The organism is Pontibacter vulgaris, assembly GCF_022758145.1.
Taxonomy (GTDB): Bacteria; Bacteroidota; Bacteroidia; order Cytophagales; family Hymenobacteraceae; genus Pontibacter; species Pontibacter vulgaris.
The window spans coordinates 137,611-159,522 of sequence record NZ_JAJVDH010000006.1; the positions used below are offsets into that span (position 1 = coordinate 137,611).

The 21,912-nt window shown below is 43.0% G+C and carries 29 protein-coding genes; 19 read left to right on the plus strand and 10 right to left on the minus strand.

Features of this window, described 5'->3' with window-relative positions; translation table 11 throughout:
• Window positions 1–11 precede the first annotated feature (11 nt).
• Together LWP20_RS14990 and LWP20_RS14995 are read left to right on the plus strand one after the other, a co-directional pair.
• Window positions 12–473 (plus strand): GNAT family N-acetyltransferase, encoded by a 462-nt coding sequence (locus LWP20_RS14990; RefSeq protein WP_242928985.1) that lies wholly within the window; start codon window positions 12–14, stop codon window positions 471–473.
• A 29-nt stretch (window positions 474–502) separates the two neighbouring features.
• Window positions 503–844, plus strand: a complete 342-nt coding sequence (locus LWP20_RS14995; RefSeq protein ID WP_242928986.1) for a tRNA-binding protein — start codon at window positions 503–505, stop codon at window positions 842–844.
• Window positions 845–922: 78 nt separating this feature from the next.
• On the opposite strand, the gene LWP20_RS15000 is transcribed toward LWP20_RS14995, so the two are convergent.
• Window positions 923–1,327 carry a DUF4296 domain-containing protein gene (locus LWP20_RS15000; protein ID WP_242928987.1) on the minus strand — a complete coding sequence of 135 codons (405 nt, stop codon included), beginning with the start codon at window positions 1,325–1,327 and terminating at the stop codon, window positions 923–925.
• A gap of 57 nt (window positions 1,328–1,384) precedes the next feature.
• Here LWP20_RS15000 and LWP20_RS15005 point away from each other — a divergent pair, with 57 nt between their 5' ends.
• From LWP20_RS15005 to LWP20_RS15030, 6 genes are read left to right on the plus strand one after another with little or no spacing between them, the layout of a single operon-like run.
• Window positions 1,385–2,266 carry a DUF58 domain-containing protein gene (locus LWP20_RS15005; protein WP_242928988.1) on the plus strand — a complete coding sequence of 294 codons (882 nt, stop codon included), beginning with the start codon at window positions 1,385–1,387 and terminating at the stop codon, window positions 2,264–2,266.
• Complete coding sequence (locus tag LWP20_RS15010; RefSeq protein ID WP_242928989.1) at window positions 2,259–3,173, plus strand: hypothetical protein; 915 nt, start codon at window positions 2,259–2,261, stop codon at window positions 3,171–3,173. Before LWP20_RS15005 ends, LWP20_RS15010 begins: the two co-directional genes overlap by 8 nt.
• Window positions 3,154–4,206 (plus strand): VWA domain-containing protein, encoded by a 1,053-nt coding sequence (locus LWP20_RS15015; protein ID WP_242928990.1) that lies wholly within the window; start codon window positions 3,154–3,156, stop codon window positions 4,204–4,206. Before LWP20_RS15010 ends, LWP20_RS15015 begins: the two co-directional genes overlap by 20 nt.
• Window positions 4,207–4,245: 39 nt before the next feature.
• Complete coding sequence (locus tag LWP20_RS15020; protein ID WP_242928991.1) at window positions 4,246–4,932, plus strand: YggS family pyridoxal phosphate-dependent enzyme; 687 nt, start codon at window positions 4,246–4,248, stop codon at window positions 4,930–4,932.
• A gap of 38 nt (window positions 4,933–4,970) precedes the next feature.
• A complete protein-coding gene (locus LWP20_RS15025; RefSeq protein WP_242928992.1) occupies window positions 4,971–5,435 on the plus strand; it encodes a DUF2750 domain-containing protein in 465 nt (154 codons plus the stop codon).
• A 2-nt stretch (window positions 5,436–5,437) separates the two neighbouring features.
• Window positions 5,438–5,815 carry a DUF423 domain-containing protein gene (locus LWP20_RS15030; protein ID WP_242928993.1) on the plus strand — a complete coding sequence of 126 codons (378 nt, stop codon included), beginning with the start codon at window positions 5,438–5,440 and terminating at the stop codon, window positions 5,813–5,815.
• A gap of 77 nt (window positions 5,816–5,892) precedes the next feature.
• On the opposite strand, the gene LWP20_RS15035 is transcribed toward LWP20_RS15030, so the two are convergent.
• From LWP20_RS15035 to LWP20_RS15045, 3 genes are all read right to left on the minus strand, one after another.
• Window positions 5,893–6,339, minus strand: a complete 447-nt coding sequence (locus LWP20_RS15035; protein WP_242928994.1) for a DUF1573 domain-containing protein — start codon at window positions 6,337–6,339, stop codon at window positions 5,893–5,895.
• 80 nt (window positions 6,340–6,419) lie between these two features.
• Window positions 6,420–7,826 carry an ATP-dependent DNA helicase gene (locus LWP20_RS15040; protein WP_242928995.1) on the minus strand — a complete coding sequence of 469 codons (1,407 nt, stop codon included), beginning with the start codon at window positions 7,824–7,826 and terminating at the stop codon, window positions 6,420–6,422.
• 60 nt (window positions 7,827–7,886) lie between these two features.
• Entirely contained in the window at window positions 7,887–8,357 is a 471-nt protein-coding gene (locus LWP20_RS15045) for a PaaI family thioesterase (RefSeq protein ID WP_242928996.1), read from the minus strand.
• A gap of 38 nt (window positions 8,358–8,395) precedes the next feature.
• Here LWP20_RS15045 and LWP20_RS15050 point away from each other — a divergent pair, with 38 nt between their 5' ends.
• The 3 genes from LWP20_RS15050 (at window position 8,396) to coaD (ending at window position 10,441) form a co-directional block, all read left to right on the plus strand.
• The gene (locus tag LWP20_RS15050) at window positions 8,396–8,881 is read left to right on the plus strand and encodes an NUDIX domain-containing protein (protein ID WP_242928997.1); all 486 of its coding nucleotides are present in this window, start codon (window positions 8,396–8,398) and stop codon (window positions 8,879–8,881) included.
• 99 nt (window positions 8,882–8,980) lie between these two features.
• Window positions 8,981–9,868 (plus strand): DUF3822 family protein, encoded by an 888-nt coding sequence (locus LWP20_RS15055; RefSeq protein ID WP_242928998.1) that lies wholly within the window; start codon window positions 8,981–8,983, stop codon window positions 9,866–9,868.
• A 93-nt stretch (window positions 9,869–9,961) separates the two neighbouring features.
• On the plus strand, window positions 9,962–10,441 hold the full coding sequence (coaD, locus tag LWP20_RS15060; RefSeq protein ID WP_242928999.1) for a pantetheine-phosphate adenylyltransferase: 480 nt from the start codon (window positions 9,962–9,964) through the stop codon (window positions 10,439–10,441).
• Here coaD and LWP20_RS15065 read toward each other — a convergent pair.
• Window positions 10,395–11,075: an NUDIX hydrolase gene (locus LWP20_RS15065; RefSeq protein ID WP_242929000.1), complete on the minus strand. Its 681-nt coding sequence runs from the start codon at window positions 11,073–11,075 to the stop codon at window positions 10,395–10,397. The genes coaD and LWP20_RS15065 overlap by 47 nt on opposite strands.
• Window positions 11,076–11,182: 107 nt before the next feature.
• On the opposite strand from LWP20_RS15065, the gene pyrE reads away from it, so the two are divergent.
• Both pyrE and LWP20_RS15075 read left to right on the plus strand, forming a co-directional pair.
• Complete coding sequence (pyrE, locus tag LWP20_RS15070) at window positions 11,183–11,821, plus strand: orotate phosphoribosyltransferase (protein WP_242929001.1); 639 nt, start codon at window positions 11,183–11,185, stop codon at window positions 11,819–11,821.
• A 240-nt stretch (window positions 11,822–12,061) separates the two neighbouring features.
• On the plus strand, window positions 12,062–12,559 hold the full coding sequence (locus LWP20_RS15075; protein WP_242929002.1) for a metallophosphoesterase family protein: 498 nt from the start codon (window positions 12,062–12,064) through the stop codon (window positions 12,557–12,559).
• 105 nt (window positions 12,560–12,664) lie between these two features.
• Here LWP20_RS15075 and LWP20_RS15080 read toward each other — a convergent pair whose 3' ends face one another.
• Window positions 12,665–12,844 (minus strand): hypothetical protein, encoded by a 180-nt coding sequence (locus LWP20_RS15080; RefSeq protein ID WP_242929003.1) that lies wholly within the window; start codon window positions 12,842–12,844, stop codon window positions 12,665–12,667.
• A 78-nt stretch (window positions 12,845–12,922) separates the two neighbouring features.
• On the opposite strand from LWP20_RS15080, the gene LWP20_RS15085 reads away from it, so the two are divergent.
• From LWP20_RS15085 to LWP20_RS15100, 4 genes are all read left to right on the plus strand, one after another.
• A complete protein-coding gene (locus LWP20_RS15085) occupies window positions 12,923–13,966 on the plus strand; it encodes a threonine aldolase family protein (protein WP_242929004.1) in 1,044 nt (347 codons plus the stop codon).
• 113 nt (window positions 13,967–14,079) lie between these two features.
• The gene (locus tag LWP20_RS15090) at window positions 14,080–14,712 is read left to right on the plus strand and encodes a DNA-3-methyladenine glycosylase family protein (RefSeq protein ID WP_242929005.1); all 633 of its coding nucleotides are present in this window, start codon (window positions 14,080–14,082) and stop codon (window positions 14,710–14,712) included.
• A 99-nt stretch (window positions 14,713–14,811) separates the two neighbouring features.
• On the plus strand, window positions 14,812–15,363 hold the full coding sequence (locus LWP20_RS15095) for a leucine-rich repeat domain-containing protein (protein WP_242929006.1): 552 nt from the start codon (window positions 14,812–14,814) through the stop codon (window positions 15,361–15,363).
• Window positions 15,364–15,661: 298 nt separating this feature from the next.
• Window positions 15,662–16,078, plus strand: a complete 417-nt coding sequence (locus tag LWP20_RS15100) for a hypothetical protein (protein ID WP_242929007.1) — start codon at window positions 15,662–15,664, stop codon at window positions 16,076–16,078.
• A 9-nt stretch (window positions 16,079–16,087) separates the two neighbouring features.
• On the opposite strand, the gene LWP20_RS15105 is transcribed toward LWP20_RS15100, so the two are convergent.
• On the minus strand, window positions 16,088–16,999 hold the full coding sequence (locus tag LWP20_RS15105) for a DUF58 domain-containing protein (protein ID WP_242929008.1): 912 nt from the start codon (window positions 16,997–16,999) through the stop codon (window positions 16,088–16,090).
• 11 nt (window positions 17,000–17,010) lie between these two features.
• The gene (locus tag LWP20_RS15110) at window positions 17,011–17,427 is read right to left on the minus strand and encodes a septal ring lytic transglycosylase RlpA family protein (RefSeq protein WP_242929009.1); all 417 of its coding nucleotides are present in this window, start codon (window positions 17,425–17,427) and stop codon (window positions 17,011–17,013) included.
• A gap of 129 nt (window positions 17,428–17,556) precedes the next feature.
• Between LWP20_RS15110 and LWP20_RS15115 the strand changes: the two genes are divergently transcribed.
• Window positions 17,557–17,889 carry a DUF3276 family protein gene (locus LWP20_RS15115; RefSeq protein WP_242929010.1) on the plus strand — a complete coding sequence of 111 codons (333 nt, stop codon included), beginning with the start codon at window positions 17,557–17,559 and terminating at the stop codon, window positions 17,887–17,889.
• 953 nt (window positions 17,890–18,842) lie between these two features.
• Entirely contained in the window at window positions 18,843–19,940 is a 1,098-nt protein-coding gene (gene ychF, locus LWP20_RS15120) for a redox-regulated ATPase YchF (protein WP_242929011.1), read from the plus strand.
• A gap of 104 nt (window positions 19,941–20,044) precedes the next feature.
• Here ychF and LWP20_RS15125 read toward each other — a convergent pair whose 3' ends face one another.
• Both LWP20_RS15125 and LWP20_RS15130 read right to left on the minus strand, forming a co-directional pair.
• Window positions 20,045–21,367, minus strand: a complete 1,323-nt coding sequence (locus tag LWP20_RS15125) for a type IX secretion system plug protein (protein WP_242929012.1) — start codon at window positions 21,365–21,367, stop codon at window positions 20,045–20,047.
• A gap of 95 nt (window positions 21,368–21,462) precedes the next feature.
• On the minus strand, window positions 21,463–21,912 hold the full coding sequence (locus LWP20_RS15130) for an OsmC family protein (RefSeq protein WP_242929013.1): 450 nt from the start codon (window positions 21,910–21,912) through the stop codon (window positions 21,463–21,465).

The following is a 21,912-nucleotide window of genomic DNA, read 5'->3' on the forward strand; positions in this document are numbered from 1 at the left end:
ATAAACCAAGCATGATAAGACCTTATTCTAAAGAAGACAAAAATGCGTTGGTGGCTTTACTGAGGCTTAACACTCCTCTCTATTTCGACGAATCGGAAGAGAATGACTTTTTAGCGTACCTAGACAATCATTTGGATAACTATTTTATAGTTGAGGAAAATGGGGAAATTATAGGTTCGGGGGGAATCAATTACTTTCCGGAAGAGAAGCTGGCGCGTATTTCCTGGGATATCATTCACCCGGATTACCAGGGAAAAGGCATTGGCACAAAACTGACAAAGTATAGAATTGATGAGATCAGGAAAAATCAAAGTATAAATTCTATACTTGTAAGAACAACGCAGCTAGTGTATAAATTTTACCAAAAGCTTGGGTTTAAATTAGAGAAAACTGAAAAGGATTTCTGGGCTAAAGGCTTTGACCTTTACCAGATGAGATTAGAATTAGAACTAGACCAAACAAGCTTTGATTAACATACTTTTGAAACACCAATTAACTCTTCATGATAACAGACACCATTACTTGGCAGCACTTTGAGCAAACCGATATCAGAGTTGGAACTATAATTGAAGCTTTTGATTTTCCGGAAGCACGTAAGCCGGCTTATAAACTTACCGTTGATCTTGGCCCGTTGGGTATAAAAAAGTCAAGCGCCCAGATCACAAAGCTATACTCTAAGGAAGAGTTAATAGGCAAGCAGGTGCTCTGTGTAACCAACTTAGGCAAAAAACAAATAGGCAAATATATTTCGGAGGTGCTGGTAACAGGCTTTGAAGATGAGGATAAAAATATTGTGCTGGCGCAACCAGCCGCTAAGGTACCTAACGGCAGCAAACTGATCTGACAAAAAAAGGCATCGCTTTTTCAGCCATGCCTTTAACTATAAATCTATACTATCGTCCTTATCAGCCAAACTAATAATTTACAATGCTCTATAAGGAGCTGGCTGCTGCGCATCACCTTCTGCCTCAGGCGCTTGCCCTTCTTTAATTTTGGCTTTAGACTCACGCACACTCAAAGTATCAATTATAATTTCATAAAGCTTATCCATTTCAACAAGGTGCTCCAGGTAGTAGTCATACGTATCCCGAAACTTCTTCTCTGACACGCCATGTTTCTTTAGTATCAGTTTCTGCGCATGGTTAAAAGTCATCATGGCAGTATCGGGGTAATTCATCTTACTTTCAATGCGCGCCTCAGCCTCATGTACATCAGCCAGTATTTGCACCATCTTTTCCTTAGTAACCAGGTTTTCAGGTGGCTTGGGGGTTTGTTTCTGGCAACCTAGCAGGCTGAAACAAAAAAGTATGCAGAAAAGTCTTTTCACGGATGTAAATTACGGGAATATGTCCTAATTTTAAAATCTGACGCTACAGCCCAAAGTATGAAAGAGCTTGTTCAAAAGCTACGAAAGTACGAGATCCGCATCAGAAAGGCAATAACCACCCAGATGCAAGGCGATTTCCACTCGGTATTTAAAGGTACCGGGCTGGAGTTTGACGACGTGCGCGCCTACCAGTACGGAGATGATGTGCGCTCGATTGACTGGAACGTGTCGGCAAAAGGACATGGCACTTTTGTAAAAACCTACCGCGAAGAGAAAGAGCAATCGGTGTTCCTGATGCTGGATGTGAGCGCTTCGCAAACCATTGGCACCGGAAAGCAGCATAAGCTTGATATTGGCAAAGAGATTTGCGGCGTACTGGCGCTTTCGGCAGCGCAGCAGCAAAGCCAGATCGGCATTGTGTGCATCAGCGATCAGAAAGAAAAGTATATTAAACCGGCCAAAGGCATTGAGCAGGCTTATACTATCATTAAGGCGCTATCGGAGCTAAAACCAAAATCAGCTAAAACTAACCTGGCAGCAGGTATAAAATTAACGCTGGATATCATAAAGCGCCGGAGCATTATCCTGCTCATCTCTGATTTTATAGATACCAATTACGAGCGCGAACTGGCTATGCTGGCAAAACGCCACGACCTGATCGTGCTGCAACTACAGGACCTTCGCGAGCAAAAAGTACCTGGTCTGGGCATTGTACCTGTTTTGGATAAGGAAAGCGGCAAAACGATCTGGCTTAATACATCAGGCGATGAATTTCAGCAACATTATTTATCTCAATATAAGCAGAACCGGGAGAAAGTAGCGCGCATCTGTCAGAAGTACCAGGCAAATTATTTAGCTATACAAACAAACGAGGACTATGTACCGCAACTCGTTAATCTGTTCAGGCTCAGAAATAAGTCTACCAAGAAAAGTGCGTAAATTACCTTTATTTATACTTTTATACTTACTGCAGGCAGTTGCATGGGGCCAGCAGGTTCCGCTGCCAGAAGGCCGCTTTAACCGCGACTTTGCACAGTTAGGCGAGCTGCTGCAATACACGCTGGTACACAGGCACCCGGCAACGCAGGAAGTTATACTTCCGGACTCCAGCCAAAGCTTTGCCCCTTTTGAATTTGTGAGCAAACGCTACTACCCTACTTATACTAGAGGCGGGATCAGCACGGACAGCGCTGTTTATACTTTGCGTACCTTCGAAATATACCCGGTACAGGAGCTGGCGCTTCCGGTGCTTGTTTTGCAGGGCCAGGACACGATACAGGTAAAAGCCCAGGCAGATACGTTACAGCTAAAGCAATTGGTAAGTAAAGTGATCGAGCCTTTGCAGTTTAAAACAGATACTGCTTTGGTACCGGTAGAAGAGCGTTTTAACTGGCCAATTGTAGTGGTATGGATGGCGGCTGCTTTCGTTTTTTTCAGTCTAGTGTGGCTTACGTTTGGTCAGACTATAAAAACAAAGTATAAACTTTACCGCCTCCGTAAAGACCATGTATACTTTGCTTCGCGCTATACTTCGCACGTAGACAGGTTTGTAAAATCAGGATCTTCTCAAAGTATGGAGAAGGCTGTTTCACTTTGGAAAAACTATCTCACCAAACTCGAAAAAAGCGCAATCAACTCTTTTACCACCAAAGAAATCGTGCGCTTTTACCACGACAACGAAGATGTAAACACCGCCTTGCGCCTTTGCGATAAAGCCATATATGGTAACCTGTTAACCGAAGCCGATAAAGAAACGCAGGACGCGTTGGTGCAGCTTCGCACTTTTGCCAGAAGCCGTTATAAAACACAACGAGAGGTAACTAACAATGCTAGGAATAAGCGATGAGCAACTGGACTGGCTGAACCTGGAATGGTTTAGTTACAGTACCCTCCGTTCTTTCGATTGGGTTTACCCAGTGGTGCTCTATGCATTACCGGCCGTGCCATTGCTGTTTATGTTTAAATGGTTACTTACACTTAAAACACGTAACAAGCTGGATATGGCCATGTTTAACAGCAAGACCAAATTCCAGTTCACAAGCTTATTACGTTTTCTGCCGGACCTTATATTTATACTTTTCATGATGCTGGTGCTGGTTGCCATAGCAAGGCCTCAGCGCGTTAACGAACAGATAGAGCAGAGCGCAGAAGGAATTGACATTGTGCTGGCACTGGATGTTTCAGGTTCGATGGAGCTGACAGACATTACACCAAACAGGTTGGATGCTGCCAAAGATGTAGCACTTGATTTTATAAATGGACGAGTGCAGGACCGCATCGGCCTGGTTGTTTTTGCAGGCGACGCCTACTCCCTTGCCCCTCTTACCACAGATTATCAGTTGCTACGGGAAAGTATAAATTCCATAGGCTTTAAAATGATACCGAACGATGGTACCGCTATTGGTAGTGCCCTGGCTATAGCTGTAAACAGAATGCGCGACTCTAATGCCAAAAGTAAAGTCGTTATACTTATAAGCGATGGCGAAAACACTGCCGGCAGCCTGGACCCCGAAATGGCGGCACGGCTGGCCTTTGCGCACAACATAAAACTTTATACGATTGGTATAGGTAAAGACGGGCAGGCAACTTATGCATCTGATAACTCGGGAAAAAAAGTACTGGTAGAAACGCAGCTCGATGAAAGCAGTTTGCGACAAATAGCACAACTTGGCGAAGGACTTTTCTTCAGAGCCGATTCCAAAGATGCGCTGCAGGAAATTTTCCGGAACATCAACAAATATGAAAAAACCGAAGTAACGGAAAAACGATTCCGCGATACCCGCGATTATTACCAGGTATACTTAAAATGGGCACTGCTCCTATTGCTGTTATGGATGCTTTTAAAGAATACATTCATAACAAACGTACTTGAAGACTAACAAAACCAGCTACTTACAAGCCAGATATAACATAAAACTATGCCGATAGCCGAAAATCTTCATTATTTTAACCAGCAATTACAGGGCACAGGCTGCCGTATAGTGGCCGTATCTAAAACCCATACAGCAGCTACTATAAAAGAGGCGTATGATGCCGGTCAGCGTATTTTCGGGGAGAACAAAGTACAGGAACTGGAAGAGAAATACCACCAGCTTCCCCACGATATTGAATGGCACCTGATCGGTCACCTTCAAACAAACAAAGTGAAGTATATCGCAAATTTTGTTGACACCATTCAGTCGGTAGATAGCCTGAAATTGTTGCAGGAAATTAACAAACGTGCCGAGCAGCGTAACCGTACAACTCCCATTAATTGCATGCTTCAGATTTCTATAGCAGATGAAGAAACAAAGTATGGCATGAACTACGAAGAGGCTGTAGCACTATTACAATCAGATGAGTATCGCCAGATGCACTACATCCGCATAACTGGTGTAATGGGAATAGCCACCAATACTGATGATGAGACTAAACTTCGACAGGAATTCCGTTACCTGAAAGAATGTTTCACTAAAATTAAGGACACCTTCTTCTTTGCTAATGAAGACTTTAAAGAGATATCTATGGGCATGACATCTGACTGGAAACTGGCTATTGAAGAAGGTAGCACTATGATTCGGGTAGGAAGTGGTATATTTGGTGCAAGAGATTATAGTAAGAAGTAAGTATAAAAGAAATATAAACCATAACATCACAAGAAACCATGCAACAGAACGGAGAGTCAAATGAAGCCACTTACAAAAAGTTTATAGAACGTGTTGTAGCATCTGATGCTGTTTGGGGACTTTCGGAAGGCGATATATGGGCCACTTCGAGCTCAAATGAATTTGATGATACAGAGGTTATCCTGTTCTGGTCGAGTGAAGCAGGCGCTATGGCATGTGCCGAAGATGAGTGGGATGGTTATAAGGCCGAGCAAGTTCCGTTAGTAGAGTTTTTAGAAAATTGGTGCGTGGGCATGTATGGCGACCATTTGCTGGCTGGTCTGGATTGGGATGCCGCATTATCTGGTAAAGAAACAGAGCCCCTGGAAGCTGCACTGGATGTTATAAACGAACTGAAAGCACAAAAGAAACTGGTTTTGTTCACGAACTACGACAGCCTGGAAGATTACGAAAGCCAGATTATTGAGGCCCTGAACAGCGACGAAGAAGAGGAAGAAGCTTAAGCATGACACAAAAAGCCATACTTTTAATAGCAAGTGCCCTTGGTGCTTTAACCGTTATGATAGGCGCTTTTGGTGCACATGCATTAGGCCCGATGCTGGAGGCAACCAACCGCACTGCTACTTTTGAAACAGCCGTTAAATACCAGATGTACCACACGCTGGCTCTGCTTGCTGTAGGTCTATTGTTATTCAGGGTACAGGAGCCAACACTTCAGATAGCAGCCTGGTGTTTTTTTATAGGTATCCTGATCTTCTCGGGGTCTTTGTATGTATTGTGCCTTACAGGTGTAACTTGGTTAGGTGCCATAACACCAATTGGCGGCACTACCCTTATTGCCGGGTGGGGTTTCCTTTTCTATGCTATCAGCAAGGCTTTGTAAAGTATAAATACTATTAATAAAAAAAGCCCGCACCTTTATGGATGCGGGCTTTTTTTATGCTTTATACTAGAGTAAGCTTAGTTAACTTTTGCGCTACCAGCTGCTTTCTCCTTAATATTTGTTACGATATACACATTTGTGCTCTGCTCTGTAGCATTAGAATGAATCGTGATGGCTTTCTTTTGCTGACCTAATTTGCCTGCGCTGTTAAATTTAGCTGTTACCGTGCCAACTTTACCCGGCATTACAGGCTCTTTAGTCCAGTCGGGAGTAGTGCAACCGCAGGTAACATCTACGCGGCTGATAACTAATGGCTGCGTACCCGTATTCTTAAACTTGAAAACGTGCTCCACTACATCACCCTGCGCTATATCACCGAAGTTATACTCCGATTCTTCGAAGGTAATAGCCGGGCCAGCTTTGGCTTGCACCTGAGGCGCAGTTGGAGTTGTTTTTGTTTGTTGTGCCATAGCACCACCAGCAGCAAGTGCTGCAATAGCTAAAGAAAGGATTACTTTTTTCATGATGTATAAGGGATTAGATTATGTAGCAATTGTAGTATACTATTTTTATATAAAAACGATTCAAGATTTATTTTCTTTTGTCAGCTAACCAATAAATGCTGGTTAAAGTTCAGTAGAAAAAGCTCTTCTGATGATCGTGTTAAAGCAGTATAAAGCCAGCGGGCAAACTCTTCATTTACCATGTCATCTTTCAGGAAACCCTGGTCTACGAAAACGGCTTTCCATTGCCCGCCCTGCGCTTTGTGGCAGGTTAGTGCATACGCAAATTTAACCTGAAGCGCATTTAAGTATGGGTTCTTTTTAAGCTCCTTGCTCCGCTCCCGCTTGGTAGTAATATCCATGTAATCCTTCAGCACTTCTTCGTATAGCTTCTTGTTCTGGTCGGCTGGCAAAGCGGGCGCATCAGTATACAGCGTATCGAGCATAATCTTTACTTCCAGTTCCTCAGCGTCGGGGTAATCTACAAAACGTACCCGCACATCTGCAAATCTGAAGCCATAAAGATCTTCATAGCGAATAATTTTTGTTATTTCTACAAAATCGCCGTTTGCCATAAAGCCTATATCAGAATCTTTGGGCAACCAGAAATAATTATTGCGCACGATCATCAGGTAATCGCCTACACCTATTTCATCTTCAGAAAAAAATATCTGACGGCGAATATGCTGATTGTAAAGGTTGGCAGTTTTGTTAGACCGGCAAATAACGATGCTATTCTCGATGCCAAATTTATCATAAGCATAGCGTAAGCCATCTTCAAGCTTTTCGCCGGTCATTTTATAGATATCCCGCCAGCCTTTGGTATTCAGTTTTATCTCTGGCTTTTCGTTTTTCAGCTGGTCGCGCAGGTTGGTGGCATTCATCAGAATGCCTGATTGCTCGGCCTGGCGCATTACCTGCTTTAGCTCTAACTCCTGCACATGGCAACGGAAATTATGTTTCAGGTAACTGGCATCCAACGAGGGACTAATGGTCTGGTTTACAGGAGGCAGCTGCGCAGTATCGCCAATCAGCAGTAATTTGTTGTTCTTTTTGTCGAAAATGTAATTCAGAAGATCCTGTAGTAATCCGTTCTCACCAAAGCCACTTTCATCCGAAATCATCGAGGCCTCATCCACGATGTAGAACATGTTATCAGATTTATTGGGCTGGCGCGTAAACGACAAACCTTCTGAGTATGGATTAGCTGTTTGGCGGTAGATCTTTTTATGGATAGTATAAGCTGGAATGCCGCTATAGGAAGCCATTACTTTTGCAGCACGACCGGTTGGTGCCAGCAGCATATACTTGTAGCCAAACTTATTCAGGATTTTAACCAGCGAGGTAACTACAGTGGTTTTACCCGTACCTGCATACCCTTTCAGCAGAAAAACCTGGCGATCTTCATCCTTCTTAAGTATAAACTCATCCAATTTACTAAAGAGCTTTGCCTGGTCGGCTGTAGGCTCAAATGGGAAATTGGTTTTTAATGCTTCTAATGGACGCACGCGTTTTATGTATAAATTTTAAATTCCGAACTATAAATTCGAATACGTATCTGGTATTATTCAGGAATCTGAACTAGTTACTCTTCTGGCAATATCTTCCGGCGTAATGGTTGCCATTGTTGTTGTAGCTTTGGCTATCAGCAGCGGTTGCTCCTCTCCTTTTACCACGTATACTTCGGCTTCGCAAAAGTTGAGCTTACGCCCCTGTTTCAGTACCCAACCTTTGGCAAGTAATTTATCTCCAACTCCCGGATGAAAGTATGAAACCTTCAGTTCTGCTGTTACCACATGATGGTCTTTCGGAACTAAGCTTACAGCTGCAAAACCGGCCACTATATCGGCTAAAGTAGCAATAACGCCACCATGCGTAAAGCCTTTATGTTGTTTATGCTTTTGTTCAAGTAATAGTTCGCCTTCAAACCTGCCTTCTTCTATCTTTGTAACTTCAAAACCCATGAGCTTCATGAATTCCTGCCGCTCAAGTTTTTCGCGTATATCTGACTCAAAATCCGGATTGTACGTTTTAATCATACTGTAAAGCTACCACCAATACACTTGGTTCGCAATAAATGACTACTATAAACCCAAACACATTACCATTTGCAGATAAGCTTCGTGCGCGTGTCTGCGGCATTTGCATACAGGATAATAAGTTACTGCTTGTCCGGCACCAGGCAACTATAAACAACCAGGCTTTCTGGGCTCCTCCAGGTGGCGGCGTACAATATGGCGAAACCCTGCACGATTGTTTAAAGCGCGAAATACTGGAAGAAACTGGGTTACAGGTTACAATTAAGCGCTTCCTTTGCGTAAATGAATTTCTGCAAAAACCCTTACATGCTGTTGAACTGTTTTTTGAAGTAAGTATAGATAGCGGAAATTTGAGAACCGGCTCAGACCCGGAATCAGCTCCTGATAAACAATTAATAGAACAGGTGCAGTTCCTGAGCGTGCAGGAGATTAAGAATATTCCGAATGCCGATAAGCATAGCCTGCTTCACCACCTGATTTCTCTGGACGATTTACTTGGAATGGAGCATCACTTTTTGCAATAGTAGCCTTTGGGCAACAGCATGTGCCATATTTTTTTTATACTTGCAGCATACTAAGCAGTAGCACCTGGCATCTGTTGCAAACATCAGCAAATTTATACTTTGAGCACAACCAGCACCCACTTCCGGCTTTCGCACAAAATACTTGATGAGGGCTTCGCGCTTTCGCAGGCGCCCCAGTGTAATTTATACTTGTCGGTTAGTTCGCGGCATATCCGTATTGCCGTTGCCGATGTGGAGCGAAATAAATTTGTAGTGCTGGAGGATTACGAGCTGATAACCATATTTACGCCGCTTCAGGTGGCAGAACAATTGCGCCTGATTGCTGATGAAAACGCATTGCTGCAGGAACAACGCTGGCTGGAAGTGCGTGTGGCAATCAGTAACCCGCATTTTACCTTAGTGCCGGAAACGCTTTTCGATCCTGATCACCAGGCGAACTACCTGCAACTGCACAGCGACCTTAACCCACAGGAGGATGTAATCATGCATTACAGGCACACCAACCTGGAGGCTGTAAACATTTTTGCCGTGCCGGGTGTGGTATACCGTATGGTGCAAAGCCTGTTTCCGGAACGCAGTGTGCAGTTTGTACATCAGACCAGTTCGCTTATAAAGAGTGTGATGCACCAGGCAGGCCGCAGAAACGGAGCAGGTTTATACTTGTTTATTGAGCGCAACTATGTAACTATACTTGTAGTAAACGAGGCTGGCCTGCAGTTCTGCAATGTGTTCCATTACCTCAGCCCCGAAGATTTTATTTACTACATCGTGTTTGTAATGCAGGAGCAAAAGCTGAACCCGGAGCAGGAAACCATTACGATCTGGGGCGACATTACGCACGACTCCTCGCTATTTAACATACTTCAGAAGTATATCCGCCATGTTCGGTTCGGTAAGAAGCCGGTAGATATCGCTTATAGCTATCGCTTCGATGATATTTTTGAGCACCGCTATTTTGAAATGTATAGCCTGCACCTTTGCGAGTAAGTATAATTTTTGAATAACTGAATACTTATAGGCTAATTGCCAACAATTGAAATCAAATTCAGGTATTCATACTTCATAGTTCGAAATTAATCCATGAAAAAAATCGCGTTATTTCCCGGTTCATTTGACCCTTTTACAAACGGGCATTTAGATGTAGTACTGCGTGGGGCGCGGTTATTTGATGAGGTAATTATTGCTATAGGTAACAACAGCAGCAAGCAACGCTACATACCTGTCGATACGATGGTAGATGTGATAAGCCGCCTTTTTGAAGGACAACCCAATATTAAAGTACAGTCTTATAAAGGGCTTACTGCAGAATTTGCAAGAGAAGTGGATGCAAAGTTTTTGCTACGTGGTCTGCGCAATACCACAGATTTTGAATATGAGAATACCATTGCACAGGCAAACCGGCATGTGAATACCGACCTGGAAACAGTATTCCTGATCACTTCACCCCCACTTGCCGCCATCAGTTCCTCTATCATAAGAGAGATTCACCGGTTTGGCGGCAACGTGGATGATTTTATACCTTTCCGGATTTCTGAGATTGCAGATAGTGCCGCACGATAAAAGCTATTGAAGCATAGGCCTTAGGCAGCACTTCCAGCACTTCTTCCGGCGTCATCCAGCGTACCTCTTCAATAAATTCCTCGGCCTGCGGTTTCATCAGACTATCATCAGTGCAGTTCATGACATACCAGGTAGTCTTTTTCAGGATCTTATTTCCTTTGTAGGCATAAGAATGCCAGGTTTTAGGTAGCTTATCAATTATTTCTACCTTGATATTGCACTCTTCCTCCACCTCGCGCAAAGCGCCGTCTTCTACTACTTCTTTTTTGTTAAGCTTACCTTTAGGCAGGTCCCAGGTTCCCAGACGATACATCATCAGAATCTTATCGTCTTTCACCACAAGTCCGCCTGCTGCCTTCACTATTTTAAACTGATCTTTCAGGTGATCGATCAATTTCTTTTTCTTTGAAGTAACGAGCGTCAGCGAATTCAGCTTTTTTAGTTTCTTCACCTCCATCAGGCGCACAATGCGGTCAATCAGATCGCTGTTTACGCCTTTTATCAGCACATCACCCACCAGGTCTTTAGAAGTAAAGTGATCATCAGACTCCAGTACCAGGTCATAATGATGCCTGTATACTTTTTCATTCGACTTCTTAAGTATCAGCGGTATATCGTTTATAAAAACGTTCATGTGGTTTGGTGCCTTATTAGGCTTGAAATTTACACAAATCAATACATAAATCTACGGAAAGTAAACACGGTGGCTTAAAAAGGAAGAATATTTATGTAATTTCGTACATGGATTCTACAACTACAGCACATAAAGTTGCCTCTTTCCTGCTGGAAACGGAGGCTGTTAAATTACGCCCTGAACAGCCATTTAAGTGGAGCTCGGGCTGGAATTCGCCTATTTACTGCGATAACCGCGTTACACTTTCTTACCCCTACATACGCAGTTATATAAAACAGGCTTTAGCTGAACTCATAAAAAACAATTTCCCGGATGCTGAAGCTATTGCAGGCGTTGCCACCGCAGGTATTGCCCAGGGTGCTTTAGTAGCAGATCTATTGGAAATGCCTTTCCTGTATGTTAGGCCTCAGCCTAAAAGCCACGGTATGGGTAACCAGATAGAAGGAAAACTACTGGCAGGCCAGAAAGTTGTATTGGTAGAAGACCTGATCTCTACTGGTGGTAGTTCCTTAAAAGCAGCTGAGGCTGTAATAGCTGCCGGCGGCAAAGTGGTAGGTATGGCTGCCATCTTTACCTATGGTTTTCCTTTAGCCGAAGAAAATTTCAAGAATGCCGGCATACCGCTATTCTGCCTTAGCAACTACAGCGCGCTTACAGAAGCAGCTTTAGAGCAAGGTGTAATTTCTGAAAACTCCATGGAAGCGCTCGCTCAGTGGCGAAAATCGCCGGAAACCTGGGGAGTTTGAGATAATGAAAAATTCTGAATGAATAATGAAGGAGACAAGGTTCAAGCTTTGTCTCCTTTTGCTTTCAAACTAATCAGGAGTTTGAGTATTAGACAAACAAAAACTGCGCACATTGCCAGAACTTGATTCTGGACCAGCTACTCAACTATTGCTTTAAAACCCAAAATAGAAGTATAAACTCAACTATACTTTCCTGAAATTGTCCGTAGAAACTTTATTTCACAAAAAATTAAAACAACTATGAAAATAGGCCTCCTTTCTGATACCCACTCCTACCTCGATGAACAGATCATCCGGCTGCTGACAGGTTGCGATGAGATATGGCATGCAGGCGACTTTGGAAGTATAGATGTATCGGACAGGCTAAGCCAAATTGCGCCATTACGGGGAGTTTATGGCAATATTGATGACGCTACAATCCGGCAGGTGCACCCGAAAGTAAACAGGTTTATGGTGGAAGGGCTGGATGTTATGATGACACATATTGGAGGCTACCCAGGCAAATACCACCCTGACGTACGAAATGAAATAAAAACCAACCCACCGCAATTATACATCACAGGGCATTCGCACATACTTAAAATTATGACCGATAAAAGCCTGAACAACTTGCTGCACATTAACCCGGGCGCTGCAGGTAAACATGGCTTTCATAAAGTCAGGACAATGGTGCGTTTCTCGATTGTGAACGGGCAGGTACGCGATCTGCAGGTAATTGAGCTAGGCAAAAGGGCATAAAAAAAGTGTGCAGTAACTGCACACTTCTTGAGTTCTTCCAGTAAGCCGCCGCCATTTGCTGAAATAGCAGCGGCAGGCAGATGGACTTACTTAACCGTAAAAGAATTACTCAGCAGAAGCTTCTTCTTTCTTGTTTTTAGGAGCCTCACCAAACTGAGCACGCAGCTCGTCCATATCAACATTCTTGATAACTGGTGTCAGCAACAGTTGCTTAATTTTAGCTACTTTGTTGTTTGCTCTTGCTTTATTCTTACGGTCTTTTCTTTTTAATCTAGTAACTCCCATCGTTGCAATATTTAATTTGAACGGCAAAACTAAGTTATTATTTTTACAAAGTAAAGTATTTCCAGAACAGAATTCAATATGAAGATAACAGATTTACGCAGCGACACCGTTACTAAACCTACTCCCGAGATGCTGGCCTGTATGTTTGGTGCCGAAGTAGGCGACGATGTATACAGGGAAGACCCAACTATAAATGCACTGGAAACCAAGGCGTCAGCTATGTTTGGAATGGAAGCAGGCCTCTTCTGCCCTTCCGGCACCATGACAAACCAGATCGCTATTAAAGCACATACAGGGCCGCTCACAGAAGTTATCTGCGACCAGACCGCGCACATTTATTTATATGAAGGTGGTGGAATTGCGGCAAATTCGGGGGCATCAGTAGCCCTGGTGCCGGGTTTACGAGGTAAAATGACACCTGCCCAGGTAGAAGCAAGTATACGCCCTCTGGATAATGTACATTACCCGGAGACAAAACTGGTAGCGCTGGAAAACACGTGCAATAAAGGCGGAGGATCTTTTTATACTCTGGATGAGATAGCTGCCATTTCGGAAGTATGCAAGCGCCACAACCTGCCCCTTCACCTCGATGGCGCCCGCGTATTTAATGCATTGGTAGCTGCTAATGAAAACCCCGCAAACTATGGCCACTATTTCGATAGTATTTCGGTATGCTTATCAAAAGGACTTGGTGCTCCGGTGGGTTCTGTATTGCTTGGCTCAAAGGAATTTATTAAAAAAGCCCGCAGAATCAGGAAAGCATTTGGCGGCGGTATGCGACAAGCCGGCTACCTGGCTGCTGCCTGCATTTACGCACTCGATAACCATATTGAGCGCCTTCAGGAAGATCACAGGAAAGCCAAAGCTATTGGTGAAACACTGCAGCAACTGGACTATATCGAAAGTATACTTCCTGTAGAAACGAACATTGTTATTTTTAAGCTAAATAACAAGTATACGGATACCGCTTTTATTAATGCCCTGGCTGATCAAAATATTCGCGCTTCTGCTTTTGGCCCACAAATGATCCGGTTTGTAACGCACCTTGATGTTACGGATGAAATGCTGAACCATACTTTGGAGGTTTTAAAATCATTGAGTAAAAAGCAAGTGGAAGTATAAACCTAGCAATTAAAGTATTCTATATCCGTCATTCCGGTAAGGGTGCAACAACTCCCTTTAGCCGGAATGGCAGATATAGAATATCTAACCCGATTTACTTCGTTTCTAAAACTATGAGTATTTCTTTTCCTGATTTTCCCTCTTCAGAAGTAATGGCTGTTCTGGCCAAAGACCCTATTATCGCAGGTATAATTGGCAAAGGTCGGCCACTTCAGTCATCCAAATCCGAAGATTTATACTTTAAACTGCTTGGATCTATAGTTTCCCAGCAGCTGAGTACTAAAGTAGCAGCAACCATTTTCAGGAGATTTACAGAATTATACCCTGAGAATTACCCGCTACCAGAATTGGTACTCTCAACACCAGACGAAACACTTCGTGGAGCCGGTTTATCCTTCCAAAAAATTGGCTATATCCGGAATGTAGCCAGCTTTGCAGCAGCAGGCAACCTGGATCATGCAACCATTGATGCCATGGAAGACGATGAGCTTATTAAACATCTGACGCAGATTAAAGGTGTTGGCCGCTGGACTGTAGAAATGCTGCTTATGTTTGCCCTCGAGCGCCCGGATGTACTGCCGCTGGATGACCTTGGAATACAAAACGCCATGAAGCGCCACTATAAATTAGAAGAAACAGGCAAAGCTCTGAAGGTACGAATGCAGGAAATAGCCGAAAACTGGCGCCCATACCGCACCATTGCCAGCAAATATCTTTGGCAATCGCTGGATAATATGCCGAAGTAATATAATTCGTTGTGTGAGCACTATATGATAAAATACTACGCTTATAATGCAGATAAGCGTAAGTTTACTGTTATCCGGTAGTTAGCAATAGTTTAAAATATGACAGAAGAACAATTTTATCAAACATTTTGGCATTGGTCGCCAGAAAAGAATTGGCCCCCTAATTCGACAACGCATATAAAAGATATTAAGCCATCAGATAAACTCAACCTTACAATTACCCAAACATCCTTTCCCGCAAGTCTACAGAAGGAACTTGTAAGTGTGTGGTGTGAAAAGCTTCCTCAATTACAAGAGGTGAAATATCTGTGGTTTACCTCAAGAGTAAACCAGGAGATGTTCGACGCGGCCTGTGAGATGCAAAGTCTTGAGGGACTTTATATAAAATGGAGCGTGATAAAAGATATTGGTAAAATCGCAAATTTAAAAAACATCAAAAGACTCCATATTGGAAGCTCAACAAAAATAGAAGACGTAAATCCTCTCGCCGACTTAGTAAACCTTCAAGTTTTAGAGCTTATCAATCTCCAAAGGATTCAGGATTACTCAGTAATAGGGAATTTAACGGAGTTAAGAGAACTGGCAATCACAGGAGATGTATGGGCCCCAAAACACTTAAAATTGAATCTCTACGACCGCTTGGAGCTTTGAGGAAACTGCGACATTTAGACTTAGATTGTACTAGAATAATGGATGACTCATATGAGTATCTCTTTGAATTAAGCGAACTAGAAAGTCTCAGGATTTCCAGAAAAATTAAAGGTGACTTCAAATCAGAATTGAACAAGAGGTTAACACGTCTAATAAAAGAAATCTAGAAAAACTTTTGCAAACATTGTGCATAAGTCATGCTACGGCCGACGGCCTTGCACGCCTCATGCACTAGACGTTACCCACAATAAAAACTATAAAAGGTAAAAAGCTTTAGCAAATCATTATAATCTAGCAAATGAATACTATCTATTTAAATCGAATAGCTGTTGCCGGTTTACTTTTCATTTTGTCACTTTTTGTGCTTTTCCATTTAGCTGTAATGCTAAGTATAATTCCTTTGAATATGGTTTGGGGCGGGGAATTGAAAACTAAGGCTCAGATGCTGCCTCTAGAAACTATAGCCATCGTTATAAATTTAATAATGCTGGCAGTGGTAAGTATAAAAGCTGGAATTTTGAAGTTGAGAGTTAATGAAACGATAATAAGAGCAGCGCTTTGGATAATGTTTGTGCTGTTCCTTTTTAATACTGCAGGCAATGCACTTTCAGTTAACAAAATGGAGAAGCTGCTATTCACTCCTTTAACATTCCTGCTATCAATATTTAGCTTAATTTTAGCTTTAAACAAAAGAGCGCTTCTTCAAATCAAATAGAACAGGTAATTACCGCACCTTCGCCCGCTTTACCAGGTAACTATACAGCACCTTATCAAAAGGTTCGCTGATATCTACAGGTACAAAATCAATTTTATACTGCCCGCATTTGAGCTCCAGTTCTCGTTTAAAATTCTCTACGGCTGCCCGGTACTGTTCTCTAACTTGCGATGGCTGTAATTTAAGCTGCTGCCCTGTTTCTACATCTACAAAAACATAAGGACGTTCTGCAAAATCAAACTCCTCTTCTGTCTTGCGGTCCATCACATGGAAAATAAGCACCTCATGTTTCTGGTGTTTCAGGTGCTGAAGTGCAGCAAAAATAGCTTCGCTGTCATCATAACGGCTTAGCATATCGCTAAAGATAATTACTAAAGAGCGTTTTGGTATTTGCTGCGCTATCAGGTGAATTACCTCCGAAACTTTGGTGTCTTTTGAATGCGGTTTTTCCTCCAGCTGCTTTTGAAGCAACAGCAGCAAAGTATGAAGATGAGATGCGGTGGATCTTACCTGTGTCTGAAGCTCAATTTTATCAGAAAAAGTTACCAGCCCCACGGCGTCGCGCTGTTTCCGAAGAAGCGTAGCAATAGCAGCAGCGCAAAGTGCCGAAAAGGTAATTTTGCCGTTGTTCTCGGTGGGGTAATACATCGAGGGCGACACATCCATCAGAATATGGCAACGCAGGTTGGTCTCTTCCTCAAATCGCTTTACAAAAAGCTTATCGGTGCGGGCGTATACTTTCCAGTCTATATGGCGGGTACTTTCGCCGCTATTATACAGGCGGTGCTCCGAAAACTCAACAGAAAAACCATGGTATGGCGACTGATGTAATCCCGTAATAAAGCCTTCTACCAGTTGCTTTGCCAGAAACTCCATGTTTTCGAACTTCTGAACATCGGCAAGGGTTAGCGGCTTTTTCATATCTGGGCTTGTTATTTTGGGGAAGTAGCTGCAGTTTCTGAAACGGCTAAAGGCTTGTCTTGTTGCTCCGCCTCTTCTTTTTTAACTTCTTTTAGCCTTACTCTTCCATAACCTGCCCTTATAATATCAAGCTCTTTAGCTGCGGCCTTGGAAAGATCTATCAAAGTATGGCTTCGGCGCGACATGCGGTCGTTGATTTTTACGATGACACTTTTACCATTGTTAAGATTGGTAACACGCACTTTGGTATTTAAAGGAAGTGTAGCGTGTGCCGCCGTGAGTTTTGTTTTGTCGTAACGCTCGCCACTGGAGGTGCGCTGGCCGTGCATCCGGTCTGAGTAATAAGAAGCCTTACCATCAGCGGTATACGTTGCCGGAGCGTTGTAAAACGAGAAAAGAAAAACTAGTATAAGTGAACAAATATTCATGCTATACTATTTTGGTCCGGGGCAAATATAAGTGTAAATCGTTAAAAATTTTAAATTCAAATACTTTTATATATGAAAACTATATGTTAGCTTTAAGTTCACAATTTGAATTTAACGTCTATTTAAACGGTGGAAGAGAACAACGAAAAAGCAGAAATTTATTCCCAAAGGGTAAGAGCCGGGAAAAGAACGTATTTCTTTGATGTGAAGTCAACTCGCTCGAACGATTTTTACGTGACCATTACGGAAAGTAAAAGAAAGTTCAAGGATGACGCCTTCTCTTATGAGAAACACAAGATCTTTCTTTACAAAGAAGATTTTGCAAAGTTCATGGAAGCACTGCAGGGAACGATCGATCACGTTAAGTCAGAACTTTTAACAGAAGAAGCGCTTGCCGCCCTGGAAAACCCGGTAGTTGCGGAAACAGAAGCAAACTTTGATGAAGAGCTTAAGTGGGAATAGTTTTCTCCCCTGTTTATAAAGTATAAAAAGAGCCTGTAGCAAACGTTACAGGCTCTTTTGTTTTTACTCCCTGCCGGCAACAAAAAGTGTTCTGTCTGAATCAGGATTTACAGAATTGATTTGAATTTGCAGGATTTTTACTCCGTGAAGCGTTCCCGAAAGCTTCCAAGACACATCTCCACTTCTGCGAGTCTAATAATATATACCGCTATATTATACCGCATTGTGGAGGGAAACTTTTATACATTCCCATGTCATCCCGTGTGTTAGCCGAGGGATCTTTTACAGCCAACGTATAAACCTGTCCCTTGCCTCTACCTCACCCCAACCCTCTCCTAAAAACAGGAGAGGGAGTTTTTCTACTGCAATAGTTGAAAGTATAGTTTCATAGTTGCCGTTTGTCCAACCACCCCCAACCCGTCCTTTTATAAGGCGGGGAGCTAGTACAGTCTTTACTTTCGTTGTAATTATAGTTTCATAGTTACAGCCTACAAGCGGACAGGTCGCGACCTGTCCCTACTGAATTACAGCCACGATAAATCTCGAAGCCTATCGCTTCAAAGTATAAATTAACAGTAGCTATGAGAAATGTATCAGTCCTTGGGTTGAGCGCCTTGTGAGATTCTGGTGCCGTAAGGCATTGCGACGTTAGGAGCAAAGGAAGGGAACACAGCGCGATACCAAAGGACGAGGCCGCCCGGCCTGGGAGGGCACCAAAGCAAAATATGTCTCGATATGCAAGTAGAGTTCCCAGGAAAACAGGTAATTATGATTTTAATGCTCGGTACCAGTTACAGAAGGCTTAAACTATAAAACTATAGCTAGAAGGTTTAAATCAGCAATACTAGCTTCTTTCACCTCCAGCGTACTCATAATAACACTTAAAAAACCAACTATAAACCTATCAACAAAAAACCTTATCTTTGCAGCCTGAAATTAACAACTAAAGATACATGGGACTAAGATGCGGCATTGTAGGCTTGCCAAACGTAGGTAAGTCAACTTTATTTAACGCTATTTCTAACGCCAAGGCAGAATCTGCCAACTATCCGTTTTGTACCATAGAGCCGAACGTAGGTGTGATTACCGTACCTGACGAGCGCCTGCAAATATTGGAAGAACTGGTGCACCCGGAGCGTGTGCTGCCAACTGTTATTGAGTTTGTAGACATTGCCGGCCTTGTAAAAGGCGCAAGCAAAGGCGAAGGTCTGGGCAATAAATTCCTGGCCAACATACGTGAGGTAGACGCCATTATACACGTTGTACGTTGCTTCGAAGACCCCAATATTGTACACGTAGCCGGCAAAGTAGACCCCATTTCTGATAAGGAGATCATCGATACAGAACTTCAGCTGAAAGACCTTGAGTCAATCGAGAAAATGATGCTGAAAGTACAGCGCTCAGCAAAGGCTGGCGATGCGAAAGCAAAGAAAGAACAGGCTACGCTGGAAAAGTATAAAGCACACCTGGAGCAAGGTTTAAATGCCAGAAGCCTGGAAGTAACTGAGGAAGACAAAGAGATTGTTCGTGACCTGAACCTGCTTACAGATAAGCCTGTAATTTATGCAGCAAACGTAGACGAAAACTCTATGAACTCAGGTAATGAGTTTTCTAAGGCACTGGAAGAGCATGTAAAAAGCGAGAACGCACAGGTTGTTCTAATTTCTGCCTCTATCGAAGCGCAGATTGCCGAACTAACTGACCCTGAAGAAAAAGAAATGTTCCTGGCTGAGTATGGCTTAACAGAATCTGGCCTGAACAAGCTGATCCGAGCCTCTTACAAACTACTTAACCTGATAACATACTTTACTGCCGGCGTAAAAGAAGTACGCGCCTGGACGATTGGTAAAGGCTGGAAAGCACCTCAGGCTGCAGGAGTTATACATACAGATTTCGAGAAAGGCTTTATCCGTGCAGAGGTTATTAAACTTCCGGATTACCAAGAATACAAGACCGAAGCCAAGATTAAGGAAGCCGGTAAAATGGCCGTTGAAGGTAAAGAATATGTTGTTCAGGATGGTGATATCATGCACTTCCGTTTCAACGTTTAATTTATACTTTTGAGAATTAGAAAAGGGCAGCTTAACGGCTGCCCTTTATGTTTTACATCTGCTTGATAAGCAAACTTATTTTTGATTTATACTTTACTCCCCAACTATTTCCTGTTAAACAAGATCTCCTCATACCCGATCAGCAGATCGGCGCGTGAGCCGGGTGGGCGGTAATAAATAAGTATATCATAGGTGTTGCCGGTGCCAAAATGGCTGCCTTCAAAATAACTGGCATCTGCAGCAGAGTTCCCGCTTCGTTTTAAAGCATAATAGTAATTATAGTACCCCTGCTTCAGTAACAATTTACCAGCATATGCCTGTCGTTCTGTATTGTAATTAAGTTTAAACTCCGGTGCAAGTTTCCAGTCGGTAAAAGCACCTTGCAAGTATACTTCGGCGTTAGCTTCTTCGGAGGCTTTCAATTCAAAATCTACCCAGGTATAATCTGCATTTACAATGCTGTTGCCATACTCTTTATTGCCGAAAAGCTGCTTGCCATCTATATCCGGGTCCTGGCTGTACACATTGCCCTGCTTTGATTTATCTGTTTGCAGGTATACTTCAGCAGGCGATTTCTGAAGATCGATCCGGTCTACGCCTATGCCATTAAAACGGATACTTCGGGTATCGAATGGCCTGAATTCGCTTAAGCCCAGGAAATGCTCCTTTGGCTCAAAAAATACATACTCCAGCTTACGGATATCTTCACGGATAAAGGCAGGGCGAGCGTAGGTTTTAGCATTATCCCAACGGTGGTTCTGGCGCATAACAGCTTTTACTTCCTGTGCAGGGTTAACCAGCGCATAATCTTTGTAAAACACGTTAAACTCTACCGGCTGCCTGGCTTCGCGACCTTCCGGGCCTGTAGGAGGCCCTAATTTAGCCACAACTGTTACCGTATTCTGATATACTAAAAGTCTGCGGGTAAGTAACAGGTTGCCGCCTTCTTCCTGAACCTGCAAAATATAATTACCACTTAATTTAACTCTTGGTACTCTGAACCTATAATGGACATAGGGCACGCGGGTGTTTACAGAATTCTGCACATCGGTTATAAAGAACTCGTTAAAATCATTCAGAAACTGAGAATCTGTAAGTGCGGAAGGTGTCCAGTTGGCATTACAATGCTGTAGTTTAGCTACTAAGCGTTGCGGACCGGCATTCAAGCGGTCAAATTCGAGTATAATGGGCTGCTCCTGGTCAAGGGCTAAAACAGCTGGCTGCAGCACTTCATCAGGCAAGCCTGTTGCCACATAAAACTGCACCGATTTTATACTCTGGTCGTAGATAAAATCATCGTAGCGAAGTGCAGTTTGGGCAGTGCCACTTGTGCTACTTTGCCCCTGCTCTTCCAGCGGAACACAGGCAACCATTCCTGTTGCTAAAAAAGCGGCAAAGCAGTAAGTATAAATTAATTTTTTCAGCATGGGTGTATTAACCGGTAAACCAGGTATAAACGATGGTTTTGCCGGACAGTGATGAACACGAAAATAAGGAAAAGTACAGAAGCTGCAAGTATAAATTATACCTGCTCAATTAAAACGGTTTTCACGATCAGGCCTGCCTGCAATGTTTTCTGAACCGGGCACTTGCCAGAAATTTCATGCAAGCGTAGTTTTTGCTCTGGTGTAAGGTCACCAATAAGGCGTAATTTTTTAGTTATCTGGCTAAGTTTAGCCTCATTTTCATCGCTATGGTCACAGTCAACGGTGTGCACGCGCTCATGGCTCAGGTCTACCTCTACTCTTTCCAGTGGCCACTCTTTGCGTTTGGCATACATGTGCAGCGTTATAGCAGTACAGGCGCCAAGCGCGCTTAATATATAATCATAAGCATCGGGGCCGCTATCCGCAACAGATTCATCTATTTTAGACTCCTGACCACCCATTTTAATATTTGCCACCAGGCTCGTGCTGCTATCGGCACTTACGGTAACTTCCCTGGCAGTTTTTACATCTTTTACAGTTTCCAT

What these genes read in the sequence shown, in the direction of transcription:
- LWP20_RS14990 (WP_242928985.1), top strand. Translation starts at nt 12, where the DNA reads ATGATAAGACCTTATTCTAAAGAAGACAAAAATGCGTTGGTGGCTTTA.
- LWP20_RS14995 (WP_242928986.1), top strand. Translation starts at nt 503, where the DNA reads ATGATAACAGACACCATTACTTGGCAGCACTTTGAGCAAACCGATATC.
- LWP20_RS15005 (WP_242928988.1), top strand. Translation starts at nt 1,385, where the DNA reads ATGAAAGAGCTTGTTCAAAAGCTACGAAAGTACGAGATCCGCATCAGA.
- LWP20_RS15015 (WP_242928990.1), top strand. Translation starts at nt 3,154, where the DNA reads ATGCTAGGAATAAGCGATGAGCAACTGGACTGGCTGAACCTGGAATGG.
- LWP20_RS15020 (WP_242928991.1), top strand. Translation starts at nt 4,246, where the DNA reads ATGCCGATAGCCGAAAATCTTCATTATTTTAACCAGCAATTACAGGGC.
- LWP20_RS15025 (WP_242928992.1), top strand. Translation starts at nt 4,971, where the DNA reads ATGCAACAGAACGGAGAGTCAAATGAAGCCACTTACAAAAAGTTTATA.
- LWP20_RS15030 (WP_242928993.1), top strand. Translation starts at nt 5,438, where the DNA reads ATGACACAAAAAGCCATACTTTTAATAGCAAGTGCCCTTGGTGCTTTA.
- LWP20_RS15035 (WP_242928994.1), bottom strand. Translation starts at nt 6,339, where the DNA reads ATGAAAAAAGTAATCCTTTCTTTAGCTATTGCAGCACTTGCTGCTGGT.
- LWP20_RS15045 (WP_242928996.1), bottom strand. Translation starts at nt 8,357, where the DNA reads ATGATTAAAACGTACAATCCGGATTTTGAGTCAGATATACGCGAAAAA.
- LWP20_RS15050 (WP_242928997.1), top strand. Translation starts at nt 8,396, where the DNA reads ATGACTACTATAAACCCAAACACATTACCATTTGCAGATAAGCTTCGT.
- coaD (WP_242928999.1), top strand. Translation starts at nt 9,962, where the DNA reads ATGAAAAAAATCGCGTTATTTCCCGGTTCATTTGACCCTTTTACAAAC.
- LWP20_RS15065 (WP_242929000.1), bottom strand. Translation starts at nt 11,075, where the DNA reads ATGAACGTTTTTATAAACGATATACCGCTGATACTTAAGAAGTCGAAT.
- pyrE (WP_242929001.1), top strand. Translation starts at nt 11,183, where the DNA reads ATGGATTCTACAACTACAGCACATAAAGTTGCCTCTTTCCTGCTGGAA.
- LWP20_RS15075 (WP_242929002.1), top strand. Translation starts at nt 12,062, where the DNA reads ATGAAAATAGGCCTCCTTTCTGATACCCACTCCTACCTCGATGAACAG.
- LWP20_RS15080 (WP_242929003.1), bottom strand. Translation starts at nt 12,844, where the DNA reads ATGGGAGTTACTAGATTAAAAAGAAAAGACCGTAAGAATAAAGCAAGA.
- LWP20_RS15085 (WP_242929004.1), top strand. Translation starts at nt 12,923, where the DNA reads ATGAAGATAACAGATTTACGCAGCGACACCGTTACTAAACCTACTCCC.
- LWP20_RS15090 (WP_242929005.1), top strand. Translation starts at nt 14,080, where the DNA reads ATGAGTATTTCTTTTCCTGATTTTCCCTCTTCAGAAGTAATGGCTGTT.
- LWP20_RS15095 (WP_242929006.1), top strand. Translation starts at nt 14,812, where the DNA reads ATGACAGAAGAACAATTTTATCAAACATTTTGGCATTGGTCGCCAGAA.
- LWP20_RS15100 (WP_242929007.1), top strand. Translation starts at nt 15,662, where the DNA reads ATGAATACTATCTATTTAAATCGAATAGCTGTTGCCGGTTTACTTTTC.
- LWP20_RS15105 (WP_242929008.1), bottom strand. Translation starts at nt 16,999, where the DNA reads ATGAAAAAGCCGCTAACCCTTGCCGATGTTCAGAAGTTCGAAAACATG.
- LWP20_RS15110 (WP_242929009.1), bottom strand. Translation starts at nt 17,427, where the DNA reads ATGAATATTTGTTCACTTATACTAGTTTTTCTTTTCTCGTTTTACAAC.
- ychF (WP_242929011.1), top strand. Translation starts at nt 18,843, where the DNA reads ATGGGACTAAGATGCGGCATTGTAGGCTTGCCAAACGTAGGTAAGTCA.
- LWP20_RS15125 (WP_242929012.1), bottom strand. Translation starts at nt 21,367, where the DNA reads ATGCTGAAAAAATTAATTTATACTTACTGCTTTGCCGCTTTTTTAGCA.
- LWP20_RS15130 (WP_242929013.1), bottom strand. Translation starts at nt 21,912, where the DNA reads ATGGAAACTGTAAAAGATGTAAAAACTGCCAGGGAAGTTACCGTAAGT.